Annotated in this window: 21 protein-coding genes and 1 pseudogene; 11 read left to right on the forward strand and 11 right to left on the reverse strand. The window is 57.3% G+C overall.

Annotation, left to right across the window (positions count from 1 at the left end; translation table 11 throughout):
- The first annotated feature begins 130 nt into the window (after positions 1 to 130).
- The 8 genes from IB261_RS29305 to IB261_RS29340 all read left to right on the forward strand — a co-directional run bounded on the left by IB261_RS29305 (position 131) and on the right by IB261_RS29340 (position 7,150).
- Positions 131 to 1,102, forward strand: a complete 972-nt coding sequence (locus tag IB261_RS29305) for a slipin family protein (protein WP_192383578.1) — start codon at positions 131 to 133, stop codon at positions 1,100 to 1,102.
- A gap of 91 nt (positions 1,103 to 1,193) precedes the next feature.
- Complete coding sequence (locus IB261_RS29310) at positions 1,194 to 2,624, forward strand: IS1182 family transposase (RefSeq protein ID WP_192383925.1); 1,431 nt, start codon at positions 1,194 to 1,196, stop codon at positions 2,622 to 2,624.
- A gap of 258 nt (positions 2,625 to 2,882) precedes the next feature.
- Positions 2,883 to 3,230 carry a metalloregulator ArsR/SmtB family transcription factor gene (locus IB261_RS29315; protein WP_192383912.1) on the forward strand — a complete coding sequence of 116 codons (348 nt, stop codon included), beginning with the start codon at positions 2,883 to 2,885 and terminating at the stop codon, positions 3,228 to 3,230.
- A gap of 20 nt (positions 3,231 to 3,250) precedes the next feature.
- Positions 3,251 to 4,534 carry an arsenic transporter gene (locus IB261_RS29320; protein ID WP_192383913.1) on the forward strand — a complete coding sequence of 428 codons (1,284 nt, stop codon included), beginning with the start codon at positions 3,251 to 3,253 and terminating at the stop codon, positions 4,532 to 4,534.
- A gap of 27 nt (positions 4,535 to 4,561) precedes the next feature.
- Positions 4,562 to 5,032: an arsenate reductase ArsC gene (locus IB261_RS29325; protein WP_192383914.1), complete on the forward strand. Its 471-nt coding sequence runs from the start codon at positions 4,562 to 4,564 to the stop codon at positions 5,030 to 5,032.
- 12 nt (positions 5,033 to 5,044) lie between these two features.
- Positions 5,045 to 5,746, forward strand: coding sequence for an arsenical resistance protein ArsH (arsH, locus tag IB261_RS29330; protein WP_192383915.1), 702 nt, complete (start codon positions 5,045 to 5,047; stop codon positions 5,744 to 5,746).
- 7 nt (positions 5,747 to 5,753) lie between these two features.
- On the forward strand, positions 5,754 to 6,299 hold the full coding sequence (locus IB261_RS29335) for an arsinothricin resistance N-acetyltransferase ArsN1 family B (RefSeq protein ID WP_192383916.1): 546 nt from the start codon (positions 5,754 to 5,756) through the stop codon (positions 6,297 to 6,299).
- A 320-nt stretch (positions 6,300 to 6,619) separates the two neighbouring features.
- Positions 6,620 to 7,150 (forward strand): hypothetical protein, encoded by a 531-nt coding sequence (locus IB261_RS29340; RefSeq protein WP_427871335.1) that lies wholly within the window; start codon positions 6,620 to 6,622, stop codon positions 7,148 to 7,150.
- A gap of 11 nt (positions 7,151 to 7,161) precedes the next feature.
- Here the strand turns inward: IB261_RS29340 and IB261_RS29345 are convergent.
- A pseudogene (locus tag IB261_RS29345) lies at positions 7,162 to 7,356 on the reverse strand (HIT family protein); the annotation flags it as partial.
- Positions 7,357 to 7,937: 581 nt separating this feature from the next.
- Here IB261_RS29345 and IB261_RS29350 point away from each other — a divergent pair.
- Positions 7,938 to 8,612: a hypothetical protein gene (locus tag IB261_RS29350; RefSeq protein ID WP_225606228.1), complete on the forward strand. Its 675-nt coding sequence runs from the start codon at positions 7,938 to 7,940 to the stop codon at positions 8,610 to 8,612.
- Between the two features lie 357 nt (positions 8,613 to 8,969).
- On the opposite strand, the gene IB261_RS29355 is transcribed toward IB261_RS29350, so the two are convergent.
- The 9 genes from IB261_RS29355 to IB261_RS29395 form a co-directional block, all read right to left on the reverse strand.
- Complete coding sequence (locus IB261_RS29355; RefSeq protein ID WP_192383923.1) at positions 8,970 to 9,290, reverse strand: Lrp/AsnC ligand binding domain-containing protein; 321 nt, start codon at positions 9,288 to 9,290, stop codon at positions 8,970 to 8,972.
- 15 nt (positions 9,291 to 9,305) lie between these two features.
- On the reverse strand, positions 9,306 to 9,851 hold the full coding sequence (locus IB261_RS29360; protein ID WP_192383918.1) for a hypothetical protein: 546 nt from the start codon (positions 9,849 to 9,851) through the stop codon (positions 9,306 to 9,308).
- A complete protein-coding gene (locus tag IB261_RS29365; RefSeq protein WP_192383919.1) occupies positions 9,817 to 12,468 on the reverse strand; it encodes a hypothetical protein in 2,652 nt (883 codons plus the stop codon). The genes IB261_RS29360 and IB261_RS29365 overlap by 35 nt, the downstream gene beginning before the upstream one ends.
- On the reverse strand, positions 12,465 to 14,060 hold the full coding sequence (locus IB261_RS29370) for a site-specific integrase (RefSeq protein WP_192383920.1): 1,596 nt from the start codon (positions 14,058 to 14,060) through the stop codon (positions 12,465 to 12,467). Before IB261_RS29370 ends, IB261_RS29365 begins: the two co-directional genes overlap by 4 nt.
- A 17-nt stretch (positions 14,061 to 14,077) precedes the next feature.
- Positions 14,078 to 15,280 carry an integrase gene (locus tag IB261_RS29375; RefSeq protein ID WP_192383921.1) on the reverse strand — a complete coding sequence of 401 codons (1,203 nt, stop codon included), beginning with the start codon at positions 15,278 to 15,280 and terminating at the stop codon, positions 14,078 to 14,080.
- Between the two features lie 201 nt (positions 15,281 to 15,481).
- The gene (locus tag IB261_RS29380; RefSeq protein WP_192383922.1) at positions 15,482 to 15,757 is read right to left on the reverse strand and encodes an HU family DNA-binding protein; all 276 of its coding nucleotides are present in this window, start codon (positions 15,755 to 15,757) and stop codon (positions 15,482 to 15,484) included.
- 196 nt (positions 15,758 to 15,953) lie between these two features.
- Positions 15,954 to 17,108 carry an NAD(P)/FAD-dependent oxidoreductase gene (locus IB261_RS29385; RefSeq protein ID WP_081515142.1) on the reverse strand — a complete coding sequence of 385 codons (1,155 nt, stop codon included), beginning with the start codon at positions 17,106 to 17,108 and terminating at the stop codon, positions 15,954 to 15,956.
- Between the two features lie 84 nt (positions 17,109 to 17,192).
- The gene (locus tag IB261_RS29390) at positions 17,193 to 17,360 is read right to left on the reverse strand and encodes a rubredoxin (RefSeq protein WP_017520693.1); all 168 of its coding nucleotides are present in this window, start codon (positions 17,358 to 17,360) and stop codon (positions 17,193 to 17,195) included.
- A 198-nt stretch (positions 17,361 to 17,558) separates the two neighbouring features.
- Positions 17,559 to 17,726 carry a rubredoxin gene (locus IB261_RS29395; RefSeq protein WP_015479573.1) on the reverse strand — a complete coding sequence of 56 codons (168 nt, stop codon included), beginning with the start codon at positions 17,724 to 17,726 and terminating at the stop codon, positions 17,559 to 17,561.
- 235 nt (positions 17,727 to 17,961) lie between these two features.
- Here IB261_RS29395 and IB261_RS29400 point away from each other — a divergent pair, with 235 nt between their 5' ends.
- Positions 17,962 to 18,501, forward strand: a complete 540-nt coding sequence (locus IB261_RS29400; protein WP_192383924.1) for a chorismate lyase — start codon at positions 17,962 to 17,964, stop codon at positions 18,499 to 18,501.
- A 27-nt stretch (positions 18,502 to 18,528) separates the two neighbouring features.
- A complete protein-coding gene (gene ubiA, locus IB261_RS29405) occupies positions 18,529 to 19,419 on the forward strand; it encodes a 4-hydroxybenzoate octaprenyltransferase (protein ID WP_081515140.1) in 891 nt (296 codons plus the stop codon).
- 74 nt (positions 19,420 to 19,493) lie between these two features.
- On the opposite strand, the gene IB261_RS29410 is transcribed toward ubiA, so the two are convergent.
- Entirely contained in the window at positions 19,494 to 19,859 is a 366-nt protein-coding gene (locus IB261_RS29410; protein WP_192225067.1) for a COG4315 family predicted lipoprotein, read from the reverse strand.
- Between the last annotated feature and the right edge of the window lie 250 nt (positions 19,860 to 20,109).

Genomic DNA, 20,109 nt, shown 5'->3' on the forward strand with positions numbered 1-20,109 from the left:
CCCTCACAAAGACCGGCAGTGCTCACGGGGACCTTCCCAGCGGATTGCTCCAGTGGTCTAGCGCACAGACAGACGAACGCCTCAGGCGCAATCTTCAAATGAGCGTTGCGCTTGAATGCGGGAGGACACCATGAACCCCATCACCCTCTTCATCGTCATGGTTCTGACGGCCATCGGTGCCGTCCTCATCTACCTTGGCCACTCGGTTGTGGGCATCGTTGTGCTGGTGTGTGCATTGGTCGTCTCGCTGTCCCTCAAGATGGCCAACACCTGGCAGAAATTCGTCGTGTTGCGCGCAGGCAACCTGCAAGGCGTGCGCGGGCCCGGACTGTTCATGATCATTCCGGTCCTGGACAGCGTCGTCGCTGTGATCGACGAGCGAATCCAGACCACGGCGTTCAATGCCGAGCAGGCACTGACTCGCGATACAGTGCCGGTGAACGTCGACGCCATCATCTTCTGGCACGTGCACGACGCCCGCAAAGCGGCACTGGCTATCACCGACTACCGGCAGGCCATCGACCGGGTAGCACAGACCTCTCTGCGGGAAATGATCGGTTCGTCGATGCTGGCCGCGCTGCTATCCGATCGACGCAGCTCCGATCAGCAGTTGTGCCGCGAGATTGGTGAAAAGACCCAGGAATGGGGTGTCACCGTCGGCTCGGTGGAGATCCGCGACGTGGCCATCCCGGTGGCATTGCAGGACGCCATGTCACGCCAGGCGCAGGCCGAACGCGAGAAGCAGGCGCGAATCATCCTGGGCTCCGCAGAAGCGGAAATCGCCGGACGGTTTGTGGAAGCAGCCACGATCTATGCCGGTCAGCCTACGGCCCTGCAGTTGCGCGCAATGAACATCATCTACGAAACCACCAAGGAGCGCGGAACCACCATCCTCATTCCCAGCTCCATGGTCGACAGCATGAATCCGACCGTCGCCGTCGCAGCTGCGGTGGCCACCCAGGCCGGTACGATCCATGCCAGCGACGAACCTTCGCATGAGAGTCCGCGAGTCAATGTGCAGGCGAACATCGACAGACCATCAACGATGGGGCGCAGCACAGCAGGCGTGCACGCCAAACGGGTTGATGCAGCCGTTCCTTAGACAGGATTTGTCTGCTTCCGGTCCAGGCTGTGTAAAAACGTGGCTAGTGCTCTTGCTATCCTGCCGTCGGCAGTCATAGCGGGGGCAGTCCATGAAGCGTTTCATCCAAGGCGAGCATCGAGGCCAATGCACACTGCTGCCCGAGAGCCTGGATGATTACGTCGCGGACACCAACCCGGTGCGAGTAGTCGATGTGTTCATCGATGAACTCGATCTCGGGCGGTTGGGCTTCGGCGGCGTGGTTCCCGCCGAAACTGGCCGCCCTGCGTATCACCCGGCCGTCCTGCTGAAGATCTATATCTACGGTTACCTCAACCGCATCCAGTCGAGTCGCCGCCTCGAACGTGAAGCACAACGCAACGTCGAGTTGATGTGGCTGACCGGACGCCTGATGCCGGACTTCAAGACCATCGCCAACTTCCGCAAGGACAACGGCAAAGCCATCCGTGGTGTCTGCCGGCAGTTCGTGGTGCTGTGCCAGCAGCTCGGTTTGTTCTCCGAAGCGCTGGTGGCTATCGACGGCAGCAAGTTCAAGGCGGTCAACAATCGCGACCGCAACTTCACCAGTGCCAAGCTGCAACGGCGAATGGAGGAGATCGAATCCAGCATCAGCCGCTACCTCACCGCGCTGGACACTGCCGACCGACAAGAGCCTGCTGTGGCACGGGCCAAATCCGAGCGTTTGCACAGCAAGATTGCCGCCCTGAAAACCAAGATGCAGGAACTCAGGGATATCGAAGCTCAGCTGGAGGCCACCCCGGACAAACAGATTTCTCTTACTGACCCTGACGCTCGCTCGATGATGACGCGCGGCACAGGCATGGTCGGTTACAACGTCCAGGCTGCGGTTGAGGCGAAGCATCACCTGATCGTGACGCACGAGGTCACCAACAATGGCATCGACCGCGATCAACTGAGTGCGATGGCCAAGCAAGCGCGGGTGGCAATGGGAACGCAATCGCTGTCGGTGGTTGCCGATCGTGGCTACTTCAAGAGCGAGGAAATCCTCGCCTGCCATGCGGCTGGCATCACCGCCTTCGTCCCCAAGGCCAAGACCTCAGGCGCTGCCGCAGCGGGGCGCTTTGGTCGAGATGATTTTATTTACGACACAGCCCAGAACGAGTACCGCTGCCCAGCCGGAGAACGCCTGATCTGGCGTTTTTCGACGGTGGAGAAAGGCCTGAAGCTGCATCGTTACTGGAGTTCGAATTGCCAGGGCTGTGCGTTGAAAGATCAGTGCACACCGAGCGCGCAGCGGCGAGTGAGTCGCTGGGAACACGAGTCGGTGCTCGACGCGATGCAGTCTCGCCTGGATCAGGCACCGGAGATGATGCGCATCCGCCGGCAGACAGTGGAGCATCCTTTCGGCACATTGAAGGCCTGGATGGGCGCCACCCATTTCCTCACCAAGACGCTCAACCGCGTAAGCACGGAAATGAGCCTGCATGTGCTCGCCTATAACTTCAAACGGGTGCTGAACCTGTTGGGCAATAGTGCGCTGATAGCGGCAATGAAGGCCTGAAACCCCATTGGCAGCCATCCGAACGCGTCGCACAGAATCGTGGAAGCAGCACTTGCCGAATCAACTGAATGCCCAGGATGGGCACACCACGCGTCCAGGAGGCCGCTGGATATCGTTAAAACCAATCCATATCTGGCTACCCAGCGCTCGCTGTGTTTTTACACGGCCTGGGCCAGAAGCAGACGCTCAAATCCCATGAGGCTTGCGCAAAATATATGGAAATCCGTATATTCGATTTTCCATATGCAAGGTGAAGCCATGATCACTCCACCCGAAGTCTTCAAGAGCTTGGCCGACGAGACCCGAGTTCGCGCCACCCTGCTCATCGCCAGCCTGGGCGAGCTCTGCGTCTGCGAGCTGATGTGCGCTCTGGACGACAGCCAGCCGAAGATCAGCCGCCACCTGGCGCAGTTGCGCAGCAGCGGCCTGCTGCTGGATCGCCGCCAGGGCCAGTGGGTGTATTACCGCCTCAACCCCGAGCTGCCTGCCTGGGTGCACGAGATGCTGCAGGTGACCCTGCTGGCCAACGCGCAATGGTTGGCCGACAACACTCTCCGCCTGCAGAACATGGATGGCCGCCCCGTCCGTGATGCCGCCTGCTGCTGATCCCTTCGAGCGAGTCCCCCATGCTGGTCGCCGTTGCTGTCTTCGTCTTCACCCTCGTTCTGGTCATCTGGCAACCCAAGGGCCTCGGTGTCGGCTGGAGTGCCGCGCTGGGAGCGATCATCGCCCTGGCCGCCGGCGCGGTTTCGCTGCACGACATCCCGACCGTGTGGGCGATTGTCTGGAACGCCACCGCCACCTTCATCGCTGTCATCATCATCAGCCTGCTGCTGGATGAGGCCGGGTTCTTCGAGTGGGCCGCGTTGCACGTCGCGCGCTGGGCGAATGGCAGCGGCTACCGGCTGTTTGCCTTCTGCATACTGCTCGGCGCTGCTGTCTCGGCACTATTCGCCAACGATGGTGCGGCACTGATCCTCACGCCCATCGTCATGTCGATGCTGCTCGCCCTGCGCTTCTCGCCGGCCGCAACCTTGGCCTTCGTCATGGCTGCAGGCTTCATCGCCGACACAGCGAGCCTGCCGCTGGTGGTCTCCAACCTGGTGAACATCGTCTCGGCTGATTACTTCGGCCTGGGCTTTGCCGAGTACGCCTCGGTAATGGTGCCGGTGAACCTCGCCAGTGTCGCCGCCACCCTGTTGGTGCTGTTCCTGTTCTTCCGTCGCGACATCCCGAGGCAATACGCGCTCGATGCGCTGAAGGAGCCGAAGGCGGCGATCCACGACCGCGCTACCTTCATCGTCGGCTGGTGGACGTTGCTGGTGCTGCTGGTCGGCCTGTTCGCCCTGGAACCGCTGGGCATTCCGGTCAGCGCGGTGGCCGCTGCCTGTGCGGCCATTCTGTTTGCCGTCGCCGCTCGCGGGCACCGCATCTCCACCCGCCGCGTGCTGCGCGAAGCGCCCTGGCAGGTGGTGATCTTCTCCCTCGGCATGTACCTGGTGGTGTACGGCCTGAAGAATGCCGGCCTCACGGACTTCCTTACCCACCTGCTCGACCGCCTTGCCGAACAGGGTTTGTGGAGCGCCGCCATCGGTACTGGCCTGCTCTCGGCGCTGCTGTCCTCGGTGATGAACAACATGCCCAGCGTGCTGGTCGGCGCGCTGTCGATTCAGGGCAGCAGCGCGGAAGGCCTGGTGCGCGAGGCGATGATCTACGCCAACGTCATCGGCTGCGACCTCGGCCCGAAGATCACCCCCATCGGCAGCCTCGCCACGCTGCTCTGGCTGCATGTGCTGGAGCGCAAGGGCATGCGCATCACCTGGGGCTACTACTTCAAGGTCGGCATCCTGCTGACCCTGCCCGTCCTGCTGATCACTCTTTCGGCCCTGGCGCTGCGCCTGAGCCTCTGAAGTCCGCGTCAAGCGGAGGAGACCTCCATGCGAGTCCTGTTCATGTGCACGGCCAACAGCTGCCGCAGCATCCTCTCCGAAGCGCTGTTCAACCACCTGGCGCCGGAAGGCCTCGAGGCGGTCAGCTCCGGCAGCTTCCCCAAGGGCCAGGTGCTGCCGCGCAGCCTCACCACCCTGCAGCAGGCCGGTATTTCAACCGCAGGCCTGAGCAGCAAGGGTAACGACGCGTTCGAAGGCAACCCGCCGGACATCGTCATCACCGTCTGCGACAAGGCCGCCGGCGAAGCCTGCCCGGTGTACTTCGGGCCGGCGCTGAAGTCCCACTGGGGGCTGGAAGACCCATCCGATGTGGTGGGTGATGAGCTCGCCATCGACGCCGCCTTCCGCGCCACGCTGGCCCGCATTGAACTGCGCTGCCGGGACTTCTTCGCCCTTCCTTTCGCCACCCTCGGCCGCGACGAGCTCAAGCGCGAGCTGGATCGCATCGGCGCTCTCTGAGCAGGAGGAACCATGTCCGAACAACTGCCCAACCTCGACCTTTCGCTGTTCGACCTGCCGCCAGCGGCAACCCGCACCAGTGAACACAAGCCACGCATCCTGCTGCTCTATGGATCGACCCGCGAACGCTCCTTCAGCCGCCTGCTGGTGGAGGAAGCCGCGCGCCTGCTGGAGCACTTCGGCGCCGAGACGCGCATCTTCAATCCCTCCGGTCTGCCGCTACCTGACGACGTACCGGTGGAGCATCCCAAGGTGCAGGAACTGCGCGATCTGGTGCAGTGGTCGGAAGGCCAGGTGTGGTGCTCTCCGGAACGACACGGAGCCCTATCGGCCGTGTTCAAGGCGCAGATCGACTGGATTCCCCTCGCGCTCGGCGCCGTGCGCCCCACCCAGGGCAAGACGCTCGCTGTGATGCAGGTCTGCGGCGGCTCGCAGTCGTTCAACGTGGTCAACCAGCTGCGCGTGCTCGGCCGCTGGATGCGCATGTTCACCATCCCCAACCAATCCTCGGTGCCCAAGGCCTACCTGGAGTTCGACGACGCGGGACGCATGAAGCCTTCGGCGTACTACGACCGTGTGGTGGACGTGATGGAGGAACTGGTGAAGTTCACCCTGCTGCTGCGCGATCGTCAGGAATTCCTGGTGGATCGCTATTCGGAGCGCAAGGAGAGTGCCGAGCAGCTTTCCGCCCGCGTGAACCAACGTTCGATCTGAGGCCGCCATGACAATCGAAATCAGAGAAGCCCGCCCCGAAGACGCTGCGGCGGTCCAGGCCATCTACGCCCCAATCGTGAGCGGCACGGCAATCTCCTTCGAGGAGGTACCGCCGACCGTGGAGGAGATGTGCGAGCGCATCGTCACGACCCTTCAGACCTACCCGTACCTTGTCGCGGAACGCGATGGCCGCCTGGTTGGCTACGCCTACGCCAGTCAGCACCGGGCGCGTGCGGCGTACCGATGGGCGGTGGATGTCACCGTCTACATAGCGGACGGCGAGCGTCGCTCCGGAGTTGGCCGCAGCCTCTATGCCAAGCTGCTCCCTATCCTCGCCAGGCAGGGATTCAACGCAGCTTACGCCGGCGTAGCTCTGCCCAACGCTGGAAGCGTCGGCTTGCATGAGCGGCTGGGCTTCCAGCACATCGGCACTTTCCCTCAGGTCGGCTTCAAGCTGGGCCAGTGGCACGACGTGGGCTATTGGCGACTGGAACTCGGTACGCCGAGCAACTCGCCCAACGATCCACGTCGATATCCGGAAATCACTCGCTGAGCGTCCGCTATGGGTCGGTAGCGGCCTCCCCCTGGGGCAGCAACCGGCCAGAAGCGGAATTTCGCAGATCTTTTCGGAGTGACCTCACTTCGGTTCGAATCAGGCATTGAGACGTCGCAACACCTGCCTATTCCGCTTTTGTTTGTTGCCGCTTCGTTGACCGACCAAAAGCCGTGCGAACCGCCCCTCCACGCCTTCAGGCCTGTCGACTTTCCAGTTCGCCCCTTGCACGCCTGGTGACCCGACCTAGGATTTCATCCATGCCAAAGCCGTGTCGCTTCTCGGCCTACGCCATGGATCGACCATCAGAGGAACGTGGGATGACAAACGCAGAGTGGCTTAACTTAGTCGTTGCATGTGGAGCTATGGTCGCTACCGGCCTTGCAACGCTCGCGGCCTTCAAGTCTGCGAGCTCTGCTTCCGCTGCACAGGAGGCACTACTCGCGGATCAGCTTCGCTCAGGAAGGCGAGAGGTGGCGGCACTTGTCTCGTCCTTCGCCTTCGAATTCAGCCGAGTTCAGTTCCTTGCACGCACAATTGGTGTACTCGATCGGTCAATTGCGGTTTTCACCGGAAACCACGGTGGCAGCCGTCAAAGCGCGACGAGGAATGCCGTTGCAGAGCGCGTCGCCGCAGCGGAAGAGCACTTTCACACCGCGGCCGAGCTAAAGGGAAATCCAGTCTCGATCGGCAAGCTCGAGCGTGAGGAAATTGATCGCCTGCAACTGGACTTAACCATCCAGCTTGGAGATTTACGTGCTATTGCGGAAGAGCTTGCCCGAGACAGTAGCGCCCGCGAGGCGCAGGTACTACAGCATCGCGAGCAAGCAATTGCAGGAAATCGAAGCTAAAGGCCCATCGCGTCGAGTAAGTAGGCTATCCGAGCGTCAGTATCCAAATCGTTCAAGCTCGGGACGACAGGGTCAGGGAGCAGCAGGCAATAACCTGGTAGGAATTGCACATCCCCCATGACAGCCCAGCCTGAAGCCATTCGGCAGATGACCGTGTCGTTGGCGCCGTTGCGAGCTAACAGTACGCGATCAGAAATCAGTGCCATGGGACTCGTTGCTCGCTGGTAGATAAAGGGAATCAGACAGTACAGGCGTGACGGATCCGTCGATAGACACAGACCGATACGGCTTACTGCATACAGCGTATTGCATGCGCCCGGCTGGCTTAACGTGAGCAGCTGCCGAGAGAGAGCCGCTGGTCCGTCCGAAGGCAGCGCAGCCCGAAACCATCATCCTCGGCGGTAGCACATCGTGAGACCCCTGATTTCGAGAATCCGGTGGTGGGGCTGCTGACGCAAGAAATCGAAGCTGCCCCACCTATACACGCCCCTCTTCCCAAACCCTACACCCTGCAGCACGACGAGGACATTGAGGACGGCGAGGACGATGAGGACGAATGAGCACCAAAAAACAAGAATAAATGCTTTAAATTCAGCAAGTTATAAACATTTTTTGCGCGATATCGCGCAATTCGATTATCTGAACTAGCCTCATATCAGGCATTTGAGTGATCTGAATCGTTCATTCACGTGCATGAAAGCACGTGATATGGGCGTGTAATGACGGTTTGTCTTAGTCAGCAGATGCCACGAAACTGGGCTCAACAGAAATCGGATAAGGGCTGCAAATGGCCAATGCAAAACAGTCAGCAAAGCGCCGCTTAACGATGTCGGAACGCGCTCAGCAATTGATGCTCGTTCACTTCCCCGAGATCCCCGAAGCCTGGAAATGGACGCGTAAGACTCACGACGGCTTTAGCACGGTTCCTCGGACGCTGCCAATTGCAATGCAGATCATCGACGCCCAGTCGAAGGGACAGCCTGCCGGCCACGTGTTGTTTTGCCTGTGGGCGCGTATGCCCGATCATCCGGTTATCACGATCGAGAGCCCAAGCACTTTTGCTGCTGAAGCGGGGTTCCTCGGCGAGCGGGCGGTGGACACCTGGCGGCGTCGGATGAAGAAGCTTCGTGAGCTGAGTTTCATCATTACCAAGCCAGGGCCATCAGGCGAATTCCACTACGTGATGCTCACCAATCCCAACGCTGCCGTTGAATGGATGCGCCGTAACAACAAGGTTCAGGACGGCCTGTATGGCCGCTTCATCGACCGGCTGCCAGAGATTGGCGCCTTTAGCGATATCGAGGCACTCCACGCTCATTGGGTAGCAGAAGAGGAAGCAAAAAAGGCGGCCGCTGCGGCTGAAGCTGCCAAGCAAGCATTGAGCGCGGCCGCACCGCCTCCGCCGCCGCCGGCACTACCTACTAAGCCAAAACGCATCAGGAGGGCCAAGGCAAATGCTTAGGAGAGTCTGGGGCATCGGGTGCCAGCACCCCACTCCGATGCCCACAAAATGAAAGCTTTGAACCAGCTGAGGGTCGAGTCTTGATTGGTCAGGGCTGTGGTGGTGCAACGCTAGAGTGAAGTCTTGTGAGAGGAGGCCGTATGCGGAACATGATAAGGAGAGCCACGGGCATCGGGCGCCAGTCCACCCACCCCGATGCCCTCAAAATGAAAGCCCTGAGCCAGCTGAGGGTCGAGTCTTGACTGGTCAGGGCTGTGGTGGAGCAAGGCCGGGGTGCTAGACCTCGCAAGGAGTCTAGCACCCCTTCATAGTCTTCCATCAAGGGATAGTCTATCAAACTGCCTCACCCCTCACCCCTCACCCCTCACCCCTCACCCAAGAAGCTATCCACGTTCTTGAGCTTGCTGAACGCCCCCTAAACGGCCTGCACGCCGACTGCACGGGCACAGCGGTGGAGTACTTAATCCGAGAAAGAGCGAATTGCGAACTGGCTGTCGCGACAGCAGGGTGCAGCAAGTAAGGTTCTCTCAAGAATGCCTCATAGTCCCGAATGTCGGCAGCCACGATTCTCAGCATGTAGTCCCACTCACCAGACACCGTAAAGCATTCCAGGATGTTGTCCTGGGTTGCAACAAATCGCTCGAAAGCTTCGGCTTCCTTCTCGCCGTGGCTTTTCAGCCGGAGCCACCCCGGTTAGCCGCGACCTTTCTCGGATTCCGGCGCCTTATTGAGCGAAGGCCGTTGGGAATCCTTGGCCCCCTTCTTAATAGGGGTAACTGTAACTGCCGGTCGAGCCTCAACGCCCAGCGGGGCTAAATCCATAAACTCCATAGGGTCGATGTTTCGACGGCGCGCAACCATACAGGCGTAGATCAAGCGTTCCCGCTCACGATTGAGCTCACTAGTTAGGTTATTGATCTTCTCTTTCAATTGAACGATAAGAAAATCCTTCGCGCGTTCTCTTGAGCCGTGAACAGAGTTAACGATATCGAAGCTCTCACTCCCAGTCGCGTACCCTTTTACCAATTCACGAACTCGCTGAAACTCGCTCTTAAACACCGAGTTCCTCCATAGTGTCGGCTTAGATATACCAGTCTGCTCAACCAAAAAGCTCCACGATAAATCTGACGCCTGGAAGATTTGGCGTTCGAAACGGTCTAGCACTGAAAATGCATGGTCCCATTGGTTTTTTTTCGTAGCCATACTACCCAACATCTCCACACTGGAATATGCAGTCATCTGGTCTTGATCCCTCCGCTCTGAATGGGAGGTAGTCATTGTGATGACTAGCCTGCTCGTCTGTCAGAATCAACTCAGATTTTTCAAGCACCGCGTTAGCATTCCTAAACACGACCATCTGGTGCTCTATATGCATTTCTACTGATTCAACAGGTACATTGGGGCTATTCAAATACTCGAACAGCCTTGCTAACTCAGACTCTGCCTGATCTCGTACGACCGCAATTTTCGCTCGCTGCACCGGATCCTCTAAGTCGAAGATAAACTCCCTACAACCTTTACCATTATTTCCAGTCAAGCACTTTAGATGAAACTCACATGGCTTGAGATCTATATCTCGCGCGCAATAACCAGTAGGTGAATGGTGAAGCGTCTGGAGAGATGCACCCAAATGCGACTGACAGTCTTCAAGTGACATTTTCCGATCTGACCAAGATCTTATTTTTTCGGGCAGGTGTCCGACAAATCTCTTTTGCTCGCGCAACATCAGGTCACCGACAGCACCCGCACGTTCACGAGCGGTGCGGTGATCATAATGCGCACCTTGCAGGTCACTCCGCCCCATCCACTTATTAACAATACTCGCTGCAAGGCCTGCGCGAAATAGCGAATTTGTCTGCCAATGGCGTCCCTTGTGCGTTTGAAAGGATTCAATCAAAGCCAAGTCACTAGTTACGCCATACCGGGTAAAAGCGGAAACACCGTTATCTGAATTTCTCAGAGAGTACCAAACGGTGCTATACCCAAGGATAGTTGGGATGGCGTCTATATATACACCACCAGAGGATGCAGGTGCGACAAATAGGTATTCCGAAACCTTTTGCTCTATACTAAAAGAGCTTGAGCTTATAATAACACCGCCAAAGCACACAGGATCAGCTGGATCATCAAGAACTGCAATTGAATTCTGGTGATAGAAAAACCTTTCTATCGCTGCCCGAAGACTTCTATAGTCCAACAAATATCCATCAACACCGTTAGTGTGAACATCTAAAGCAGAGTCAGGATCTACTAACTTGTAAAATCTCTTCGGCTCACTAGAAATATCCAAGCCAGTGAGTATCGAGCACTCGGGCCTTTCGTTAATCCTTGCACTTGTTGCGCTCAGCAAGAACTCTGGAAATAAAATCTCAGCGTCGCGCAGTGGAATTTCATACTCATAGGAATACCCCCCGCCGAGTACCTCCTCTATTATCCGCTCTGCATCTGAACGAGTGAAATAGCTAAAATTTTGCCCGGTTCTAGAATTCTTAATACTCAAAAATGCAGCGGACTCAAGCCGCGTCAAAGATTTTGTTTTTTTGAGACCCAAATAATAATTTCGGTCAGTTTTGGCAGAGCTGAAGGCTCGACCAAACAAAATCATTGGCAGATCTTTCTCAGATATGACACTTCCAAAAAACTCAACTATCTCTGAGGCCATTCTTTTTAATTCTGCGCCCCTGACATAGTGCTTATGTTTCCGGATCCCCAGAGGCTTGCTTATTATATTCAGGCCTTGCAGGTTATAGGCTCTAAGCAAAGTGGCCGAGTCGGTAGAAACTGGAGCTGAAGGTAAGTACTCCCTTATGTCCTTAAGCTCAACTAGTTCGTCATCCGCCAACGCACGTGTGAGTTGCATTCTCCTGGCTGCATATTTTTTATACTGCCAGCAATACACCTCAAGCAAACCTTTCGCATGCCTAATACTCTCTTTAATTGAGTTAACACGTTGCTCGAACCTAGAGTCGAGAGTTTCAAACAAGCGCTTACTCTCAATTAACTTAGCACAAGCCCTATAGGGGCCAGATATACTGTCTATTTTATCAACAGCATCTAACAGCAATTCGCGCCAAACTGTTGGAACATAACGCGCTATTGGCTGTGTCCCTTTCTCAGTCCAAACTCTGCAGAACATCTCTCCGTCTTTCGTGAACAGGCAATTAGCGGGCAGCCTTAGAACCTCTCCAATTCTTAACCCTAACGCATACTGAAAAGGCTGAGTGTATATCGCCAGTTTATCGATTTTCGCCCGAGAACTCCCATCCCACCTTTCATCGATTGCCCCCTTAAGCTCTATGATGGACCTAACCAACTCGGGCAAAGGCAGCTTATCGGATATAGCTGGCAAACCAAACCTATCGGTTTTTAGAAAATCCTTTGGAGAGGACAGGTCAAACTCACAATTAACCAAGCCCTTATTGAAGAGAAATCTAATTAGGGAATTTAATCTTCCGCAATCACCTGCCGCTCCGCCTTTTCCTTCCAGGGTGGTTAATGCTGACGCGTAGCTTTCATGATTGATTTGATAAAGACTCGAAACTCCGATGCTAGCCAGCAACCTAAGAGGTTGCGCAAGTTTGTCAACCCACGCCGGAGTCAACGGCCTACGCTTTTGCCTCCGCTGCCAAAGATAGTCAACTAAGAAAATCTTGTTAAGCTTCTCAAGCTCTTGTGAGTATCGCTCATCGGACGCAAATCGAATCGAATGAACCCCCAAGTATTTCCATCGATTGTCAACCCAAGATGATCCCTTGAAGAAACTCATTTCCTCAAATTTCATCTTAGAATCAGGCAGCAGCTTTTCTAGCTTAACCAGGGCAACTTCATGGGCAGCATTGATAACTTTCGACTTCAACTTATCAATTCCTTAATTACAACCCGATCAGCATCGTTAGCATCAGAAAGAATTATTGCAGCTTTACAGCCATCAATCGCCCTCTCTACATCAACAAGCATAGCTGCCGATGTGCTCTGGGAAGCACTTTCCCTGCGTTCCAAAAGGCCTTTTAATGCCTCAAAGTGAGCGGCCTTGTCGGAGTTAGGACAAAACTTATTACAACCATAGCAAGCGACCGCAGGCTCATCGAAACAGGTTTCTTTCAGAGCGCACTTTCCAACCACGGTAAAAGTTCTTGACTCATATATTGGTCGCGTGAACATATTCTCCTCACCGAGATCCTGGCGTAGCCAGGCCGCGCTGAAGTGCTTATGCTCAATCCTGCTATTCGAAGCCTTTTCAAGAATTTCCCACATCTCACTAGAGAATCGGAAATAATGTTTAACGGTGTACGTCGAACTATGATCAAGCATATCGGCAACTTCTTCAGGGCCGTAGCCTGAGATTACCGCTTGAGTCCCAACGGTGTAACGAAACCTGTATGGGAATAATTTAAACTGTTTACCAGTCCTCGACGATATTGGAATTGAATTCTCGAGACTAGATATTAGCCTCCACAAATAGTGGGCACCTCTGTGATACGAGGATTCGACCTTGCCGGCATCTACATAAAATTTCTTCGACTCTCGATTCCGAAGCGCCCAGAGCTCCCGGCACACGTGAAAATTTTCACGATTCATCTCTTTTCCGCTAAAGAAAATCGGGAGAAGAGACTGATCAACATCGCCATCAATCATACTGATATCAGTTGATTCAATATGCATTATTAGCAGTTGTGCCGTTCTATCACTTAACACACGAACCTTAAACTGCCCTCGCCAATCTCGTTGCCTGCTCTTAACGCGCGGCACTCTCAGGTAGTAGAGCTGAGCATTTTCATCAAAGATGAAGTCTGTTCGCTTCAACAATGCGACTTGAATAGGCCGAAGTCCTAACTCAAGAAATAACGCCAATGCTAATCTAGACTCAACTGAGTGATTAGAGTTCTCCACCTCACTTGAGAGAGTCAGCATTTCATCTTTTGTAAAAGGGCCTCTTTCATCATCCATCATGAATAGATTTAGATAGCCATTAGAGTTGTCAGAATAGTCTTTCAGACTACAAATCTCTTCGAAAATCCAATACGAATCCTCGTCATACTCGTGAAGTACTAGATACTCAGAAAACTCCTTTATTCCAGAAATCAGAAAGCCACTAGTAGCCGAAAGCGAGCGAAGAGAATCTGCAACTGGCACGCCAGCAGCAGCATCGATGGCTATCTTTTGGAGGATTAAGAACCTGTCCTTGACAGTCCCCGCCTGGTAGCGTGAAATAATAAATATAAGATATCCGACACAGATATCTTTTAAAGACCCACTCAAAGACTGGAGCTTTTCCGTATTCAAATACTGGAACTCCCCAACATTATCAGGGAGTATTATGTGAGGCTCAAACGATCCGTCTGAAGAGAGTATATCTACCTTGAACCCCTGCCTACTAATTACAGTCTGAATACCTTCATACAGCAACTCTTGTAGCTGCGGGAACTCCAACTCAACTAATGCACTCACATCTACACTCCCCATACTTAGCGCCCCAATACTCTCTGTTGTATTTCCCTCTGCAGCTCGGAAACACGAGAATTTATAGAGCCCTTAGAATAGTGCTGAGGCATTGTGCTTCCTTGACTCCATCCACCCGCGGCTTCTTGAATTGGGGATTTTAAGAGAGCCTTTGATAATGGAGATGAATCTTTATAGCGTCTCTCTAAAGCGTTATTCAATAAGTCGTGAAAGGTATTTCTGAGCAGGTGAGGTGTAAGAACCCCCTTGAATTCTGGGTTCTTCGCTATTAGTGAATTCAAAATCGCATTGGGGGTTAGAAGCGACAACTCCTGCCCGTCACGAGCGGATAGAAAGACATAGCTAGACCTCTGATACCCTGCGAACAGAACTCGCATATCAGTGATGTAGTACTCGAACATTGCTGCCAAGTCATCATGCAGATCAACTTGGCGGCCGAAAGTTTTAACCGATGGCACCTCAGAGCGGGCGTATATTACAACTCCTTTAGGCTTCTCTATCTCAAAGTACTTTCGCCGCCCAGTTAGCTGGAGATGATTCAGCTTTAATAGGAGGGTTTCACCCTTTCTATTTCCCCCTAACATCATGGCCATGAGAAGGATGTAATTTCGCCAACGAATTTCAGGGCGCACCCACGGATTTAGCTCATTATATTCCGACGGATTAATTATGGCGTAAAATCTAGCTTGCATCTCAGGAGTCAAGCCGACTTTATCGTTTCTATTGGGTTGATAGGGCGCTTTTAAGTAAAACTCAAAAGCGCTTTCCATTGCTTCGCCCCTAGCTATGGCGGCAACAATACTTTCTGACTTCTCGGAAATTCGCCCTTGATAGAATTTCCATAAATAGCCAATAAACGCCTTCGCGCCTCTCATTCGGGACTGAAATAGCCCAGCTCCCACTCTACCTTCACGATCTCGGCGGAAGCTGCAATAAATAGAAAACGCTTCTATTTCGCCGATAGTTATGGGGGATAGCTCCCTGATTCGACGATGAAGGTCTATATCGTTTCGCTCGCAGAACCGATACAGATTCAATATGGACTCTTGGTCAGACTTTATTGAGTTTGGCTTTCTACCGATGAGGAAGCGCTGCACTGCATAAGCGCCAGCCAATACATCAATTTGATCCCGGTAAATAACTACTTTTAACTTCACGCCCTGCAGTTTTTGGAACTGCAGTACTGTAATGCTGTAGTTTGAACTCATTCGTTTGAAACGCCGGTACATACATAGATATTTTTCGCAACAGTCTAACCGACGCAACACCAGAATGAAACGAACACAGCGATCGTTGGATATTTCTTGACGCGAAGCTTTTGAAACGCGCGCCCCACTTTACAAAAGACGTAAAAAAGCCCCGACTAGCGGGGCTTTTCAGAATCTATCCACAGAAACTGAAACGATGTCTCAGTTATTTATACTATCTTTCAGCGCCTTGCCCGGTTTGAAGGCAACGGTATTGCTGGCTTTGATCTTGACCGGCTGGCCGGTTTGCGGGTTCTTGCCGGTACGGGCGCCACGGTGGCGCTGAACGAAGGTACCGAAACCGACAAGGGTAACGCTGTCCTTGCGGTTGAGCGCGCCAGTGATTTCATCCAGCAGCGCGTTCAGCACCTTGTTGGCTTGTTCTTTGGTGAGGTCGGCCTTCTCGGCGATCGCGGCGGCGAGTTCTGGTTTACGCATAAATGCCTCTTTGACGGTTTGTTGTTGTTGTGTCCGTGCTGTCTTCCCAACAGCGCCCAAGGCACCGCAGGCTTGCCGTACAGGCTCTAGGCTGCGGCAGACGGGGGGAGAATGGCACGCCGAAAGCTGGTACGCCAGTATCGTCTGACAATTTGCGGGCACTTTCCCAAGGCAAAAACGCCATTGGCGACGCCTGTCACGCCAGTAGTGCCGGCAACTCCTTGTTCAGGGAGAGTTTTTCGCTCACGGCGGCCCCGGTCAGGGCATAGCCGAGCAATCGACCGGCGGTATCCCGGCAAAGCACCTTGAGGTCCGGGCCAGAGCCTTCCACCCGCCATTCGCCCTCGCTGCCACGCGGCGGCGGCGATACCACCAGCGGGCACACCGGCGTCTTCACGGTCACCGGCATGGCGCCGTAGGCCACCGGCGTCGGTTTGCCGGCCAGGGTCTGCGCGAGCGCGCGGGCACAGGACATCAGCGGCATCACATAGAGCAGGTTGAGGCCGTCGACCTCGGCGCAGTCGCCCAGGGCATAGATGTTGGCGTGGGAGGTGCGCAGTTCGCGGTTCACCATCACGCCGCGATTGATATCCAGGCCGGCGGCGGCGGCCAGGTCGATGCGCGGGCGCAGGCCGACCGCGGAGACGACCAGGTCGCAGGGGATCACCTGGCCATCGGAGAGGTGCGCTTCCAGGGCGTCGCCAGCGCGCACCAGGCTGTTCAGCACCGGGCCGAGGTGGAAGCGCACGCCGAGGCCTTCCAGCCCCTGCTGCACCGCCTGGGCGGCGGCCGGATGGAGCAGGCCGGGCATGACCTGCTCGCAGGGCGCCACCACGTCGAGCTGGTAGCCGCCGCTGGAGAGGTCGTTGGCGAACTCGCAGCCGATCAGGCCGGCACCCAGCAGCAGCACGCGGCGCTTGCCGGCGGCGGCACTGCGGAAGCGCGCGTAGTCTTCCAGGTCGTTGATCGGGAAGATCAGGTCCTGGGCGTCGCCCTCGACCGGCACGCGAATGGTTTCGGCGCCCCAGGCCAGCACGAGGTCGCGGTAGTGGATCTCTTCCTCGCCGATCCAGATGCGCCGGTGGCCCGGATCGATGCCGGTGACACGGGTATGGGTGAGGATGCGCGCCTTGAGCTGGTCGGCCATGGCGCCCGCCTCGGCCATGGCCAGGCCGTCGGCGTCCTTGTCCTTGGAGAAGCCGGTGGAGAGCATCGGCTTGGAGTAGGAGCGTCCGTCGTCGGCGGTGATCAGCAGCAGCGGCGTCTCGCTGTCCAGCTTGCGCCACTCGCGGGCGAGGTTGTAGCCGGCCAGGCCAGTTCCGATGATCACCAGCGGTGCGTTGTCGCTCATTGCTCTCTCACCTCAAAACACGCCATTTCGTAAAGACGGCACGGCGGCCGTGGGGCCGCCGCATAAATTCGTTCGGGCAGGGGCTCAGGAGATTTCGATCATCTCGAAATCGATCTTGCCCACGCCGCAATCCGGGCACACCCAGTCCGCCGGGATGTCCTCCCAGCGCGTGCCGGGGGCGATGCCCTCGTCCGGCAGGCCCAGTGCCTCGTCGTAGATGAAGCCACAGACCACGCATTGCCATTTGCGCATCAGCCAAGCCCTCCTGCGATTGCCCGGTGAAGCTAACGTATCGGCGCGCACCGGCCAACGGCGGGCGCGACGCCGGGCTCCGTCAGCAGGGTCAACCCGGCGCGCCTCCAGTCTACCGCGTCAGGCGCGGGCTTGCGGGGTGCGCAAACGCAGACGGCGGCCCGAAGGCCGCCGTCGCGGGAATCGATCCGGGCGGGATCAGCCGATCTCGATCATCTCGAAATCCAGTTTACCGACGCCGCAATCGGGGCACAGCCAGTCTTCCGGCACGTCTTCCCAGCGGGTACCGGCGGCGATGCCCTCTTCCGGCCAGCCCTTGGTCTCGTCATAGATCAGGCCACAAACCACGCACTGCCACTTCTTCATCAGCTATCACCCTCATGTTCTTGTCGCTTGGACGTCGGTGCATCCAATGTCCGGCTTTGTACTGGCGATGGGCTTGCGGCGCAAGCCCCATGGAAAACGCCGGGCGGCTGGCCAAACCTTTGGTGGGGTCTGGCGTAATGCACTCTTGCGGACAACGCAATCGGCCGCGCAAAGGCGCCATGTTAAGCTGCCGCGTCCCTGGCCAACCGCAGTCCAAGCCGTGCCCGAAGCCGCCCTGATCCATCCGCCCCGCTGGCTCACTTCCGCCCAGTTGCACCCCGCTCCCGCCGCCCAGGTCGTGGACTGGCTGTTCGACGAAGGCTCGCTGACGCGCCGGCTGACGGCTCTCTCCGCCGATAACTTCGCCGTGCAGCCGCTGGCCGAGGGCTGGCATCGCCTGCGTACCGACGAGTGCGCCGCGCTGGGTGTGCCGGACGGCAGCCAGGGCTGGGTGCGCGAGGTCTACCTGAAAGGCCACGGCACACCCTGGGTATTCGCCCGCAGCGTCGCCGCGCGCTCGGCGCTGGAAGGCTCGGGCTTCGACCTGCGCCTGCTCGGCACGCGCTCCCTGGGTGAGTTGCTGTTCAGCGACCGCGCCTTCCAGCGCGGCCCCATCGAGGTGTGCCGCTACCCGGCGGCGAGCCTGCCGGTGGAGGTGCGCGCCGAGCGCCTGTGGGGCCGCCGCTCCTGCTTCAGCCGCGACGGCCTGGGCGTGCTGGTCGCCGAGGTTTTCCTGCCATCGCTGTGGCACCGCGTGGAACAACAGCCCGTATAATTCCCGGATCGTTTTCCGGAGGCCGCCATGTTCGTCGCCCTGATCAAACCCCTCGCCCGCCTGCATCCCCGCGCCTGGGACTTCATCCAGCTGACGCGCATGGACAAGCCGATCGGCATCTACCTGCTGCTCTGGCCGACGCTGTGGGCGCTGTGGATGGCCAGCGGCGGCGTGCCGAGCGTGAAGAACCTGGTGATCTTCATCCTCGGCACCGTGTTGATGCGCATGGCTGGCTGCGTGATCAACGACTTCGCCGACCGCAAGCTCGACGGCCACGTCGAACGCACCAAGGCGCGCCCGCTGGCGACCGGCAAGATCACCGTGCGCGAGGCCTGGATTGCCTTCTTCACGCTGCTGGGGCTGAGTTTCCTGCTGGTGCTGTGCACCAATGAGCAGACCATCTGGCTGTCCTTCGGCGGCGCAGCGGTAGCGGCGCTCTACCCCTTCATGAAGCGCTACACCTACTACCCGCAGGTGGTGCTGGGCGCGGCGTTCTCCTGGGGTATCCCGATGGCCTTCACCGCGGCCAGCGGCACGCTGCCGGCGGTGGCCTGGCTGCTGTTCTTCGCCAACGTACTGTGGACAGTCGCGTACGACACCTACTACGCGATGACCGACCGCGAGGACGACCTGAAGATGGGCATGAAGTCCACGGCGATCCTCTTCGGCGACGCCGACCGGGTGATCAACCTGAGCCTGCAGGGCCTGATGCTCCTGCTGCTGATCCTGGCCGGCAACAAGCTGGCGATGCACCTGACTTACTACCTGGGTCTGGCCGTGGCGGCGGGCTGCTTCGCCTGGCAGTTCCACTCGACCCGCGACCGCGAGCCGATGAAGTGCTTCAAGGCCTTCCTGCACAACCACTGGGCGGGGCTGGCGATCTTCCTCGGCACCGTGCTGGACTTCGCCCTGCGCTGATCGGGGCCCCTGCAGGAGCGCACCATGCGCGCGATCGCGGGCATGGCCGCTCCTACAGGGAAATGCAGATCACATCAGGGCTTGGCCATGTGCCAGACGCCCATCTTGCCCTCGCCGGCCATGTCGCCGGCCTTCTTGTCCTGCACGAAGGTGTACAGCGGCTTGCCCTTGTAGGCCCACTGCACGGTGCCGTCTTCGCGCTTGATCATGGTCCAGTCGCCCATCGCCTTGGCGTCGGCCGAGGCCATCAGGGGCGGCCAGTTCTGCGCGCAGCCGCCATTGCACATCGACTTGCCGCCACTGTCCTTGTCGAAGGTGTAGAGCGTCATGCCCTTGGCATCGACCAGCATGCCGTTCTTCTCCATGCCGGGCGCCGCGGCCAGGGCGGACATCGCCGGCAGCATCAGGCCCAGTGCCAGGGCCGGGAATAGCAGTTTCATAAACACTTCTCCTCTGGTGAGGTGGAAACGGCGCGAGTACCGGCGCAAAGGCGGGCGGAAATGCAGGCAGGGCCGGCCAGGGGACGTCGACAACGCACTCACTACCGTCATCGCAAGACTCCGGCAGGCTCTCTGCCGGGCACACCGCCGACCGGGCCGGTGGGTTCCGCTTGTGCCGCGTGGTAAGCGCGCGGCGACCCCATGAGCATAGACGAGCGCTCTGGCACGAGGCTCAGCTACCATCGCGGTG

This window comes from Pseudomonas sp. PDM20, assembly GCF_014852575.3.
Taxonomy (GTDB): Bacteria; Pseudomonadota; Gammaproteobacteria; order Pseudomonadales; family Pseudomonadaceae; genus Pseudomonas.

Coding starts and splice junctions, on each gene's coding strand:
- IB261_RS29375 (WP_192383921.1), bottom strand. CDS start 15,280: ATGAGTTCAAACTACAGCATTACAGTACTGCAGTTCCAAAAACTGCAG.
- IB261_RS29395 (WP_015479573.1), bottom strand. CDS start 17,726: ATGAAGAAGTGGCAGTGCGTGGTTTGTGGCCTGATCTATGACGAGACC.
- IB261_RS29385 (WP_081515142.1), bottom strand. CDS start 17,108: ATGAGCGACAACGCACCGCTGGTGATCATCGGAACTGGCCTGGCCGGC.
- IB261_RS29410 (WP_192225067.1), bottom strand. CDS start 19,859: ATGAAACTGCTATTCCCGGCCCTGGCACTGGGCCTGATGCTGCCGGCG.
- IB261_RS29360 (WP_192383918.1), bottom strand. CDS start 9,851: ATGACTGCATATTCCAGTGTGGAGATGTTGGGTAGTATGGCTACGAAA.
- IB261_RS29325 (WP_192383914.1), top strand. CDS start 4,562: ATGCGAGTCCTGTTCATGTGCACGGCCAACAGCTGCCGCAGCATCCTC.
- IB261_RS29315 (WP_192383912.1), top strand. CDS start 2,883: ATGATCACTCCACCCGAAGTCTTCAAGAGCTTGGCCGACGAGACCCGA.
- ubiA (WP_081515140.1), top strand. CDS start 18,529: ATGTTCGTCGCCCTGATCAAACCCCTCGCCCGCCTGCATCCCCGCGCC.
- IB261_RS29320 (WP_192383913.1), top strand. CDS start 3,251: ATGCTGGTCGCCGTTGCTGTCTTCGTCTTCACCCTCGTTCTGGTCATC.
- IB261_RS29305 (WP_192383578.1), top strand. CDS start 131: ATGAACCCCATCACCCTCTTCATCGTCATGGTTCTGACGGCCATCGGT.
- IB261_RS29390 (WP_017520693.1), bottom strand. CDS start 17,360: ATGCGCAAATGGCAATGCGTGGTCTGTGGCTTCATCTACGACGAGGCA.
- IB261_RS29350 (WP_225606228.1), top strand. CDS start 7,938: ATGGCCAATGCAAAACAGTCAGCAAAGCGCCGCTTAACGATGTCGGAA.
- IB261_RS29310 (WP_192383925.1), top strand. CDS start 1,194: ATGAAGCGTTTCATCCAAGGCGAGCATCGAGGCCAATGCACACTGCTG.
- IB261_RS29340 (WP_427871335.1), top strand. CDS start 6,620: ATGACAAACGCAGAGTGGCTTAACTTAGTCGTTGCATGTGGAGCTATG.
- IB261_RS29335 (WP_192383916.1), top strand. CDS start 5,754: ATGACAATCGAAATCAGAGAAGCCCGCCCCGAAGACGCTGCGGCGGTC.
- IB261_RS29380 (WP_192383922.1), bottom strand. CDS start 15,757: ATGCGTAAACCAGAACTCGCCGCCGCGATCGCCGAGAAGGCCGACCTC.
- arsH (WP_192383915.1), top strand. CDS start 5,045: ATGTCCGAACAACTGCCCAACCTCGACCTTTCGCTGTTCGACCTGCCG.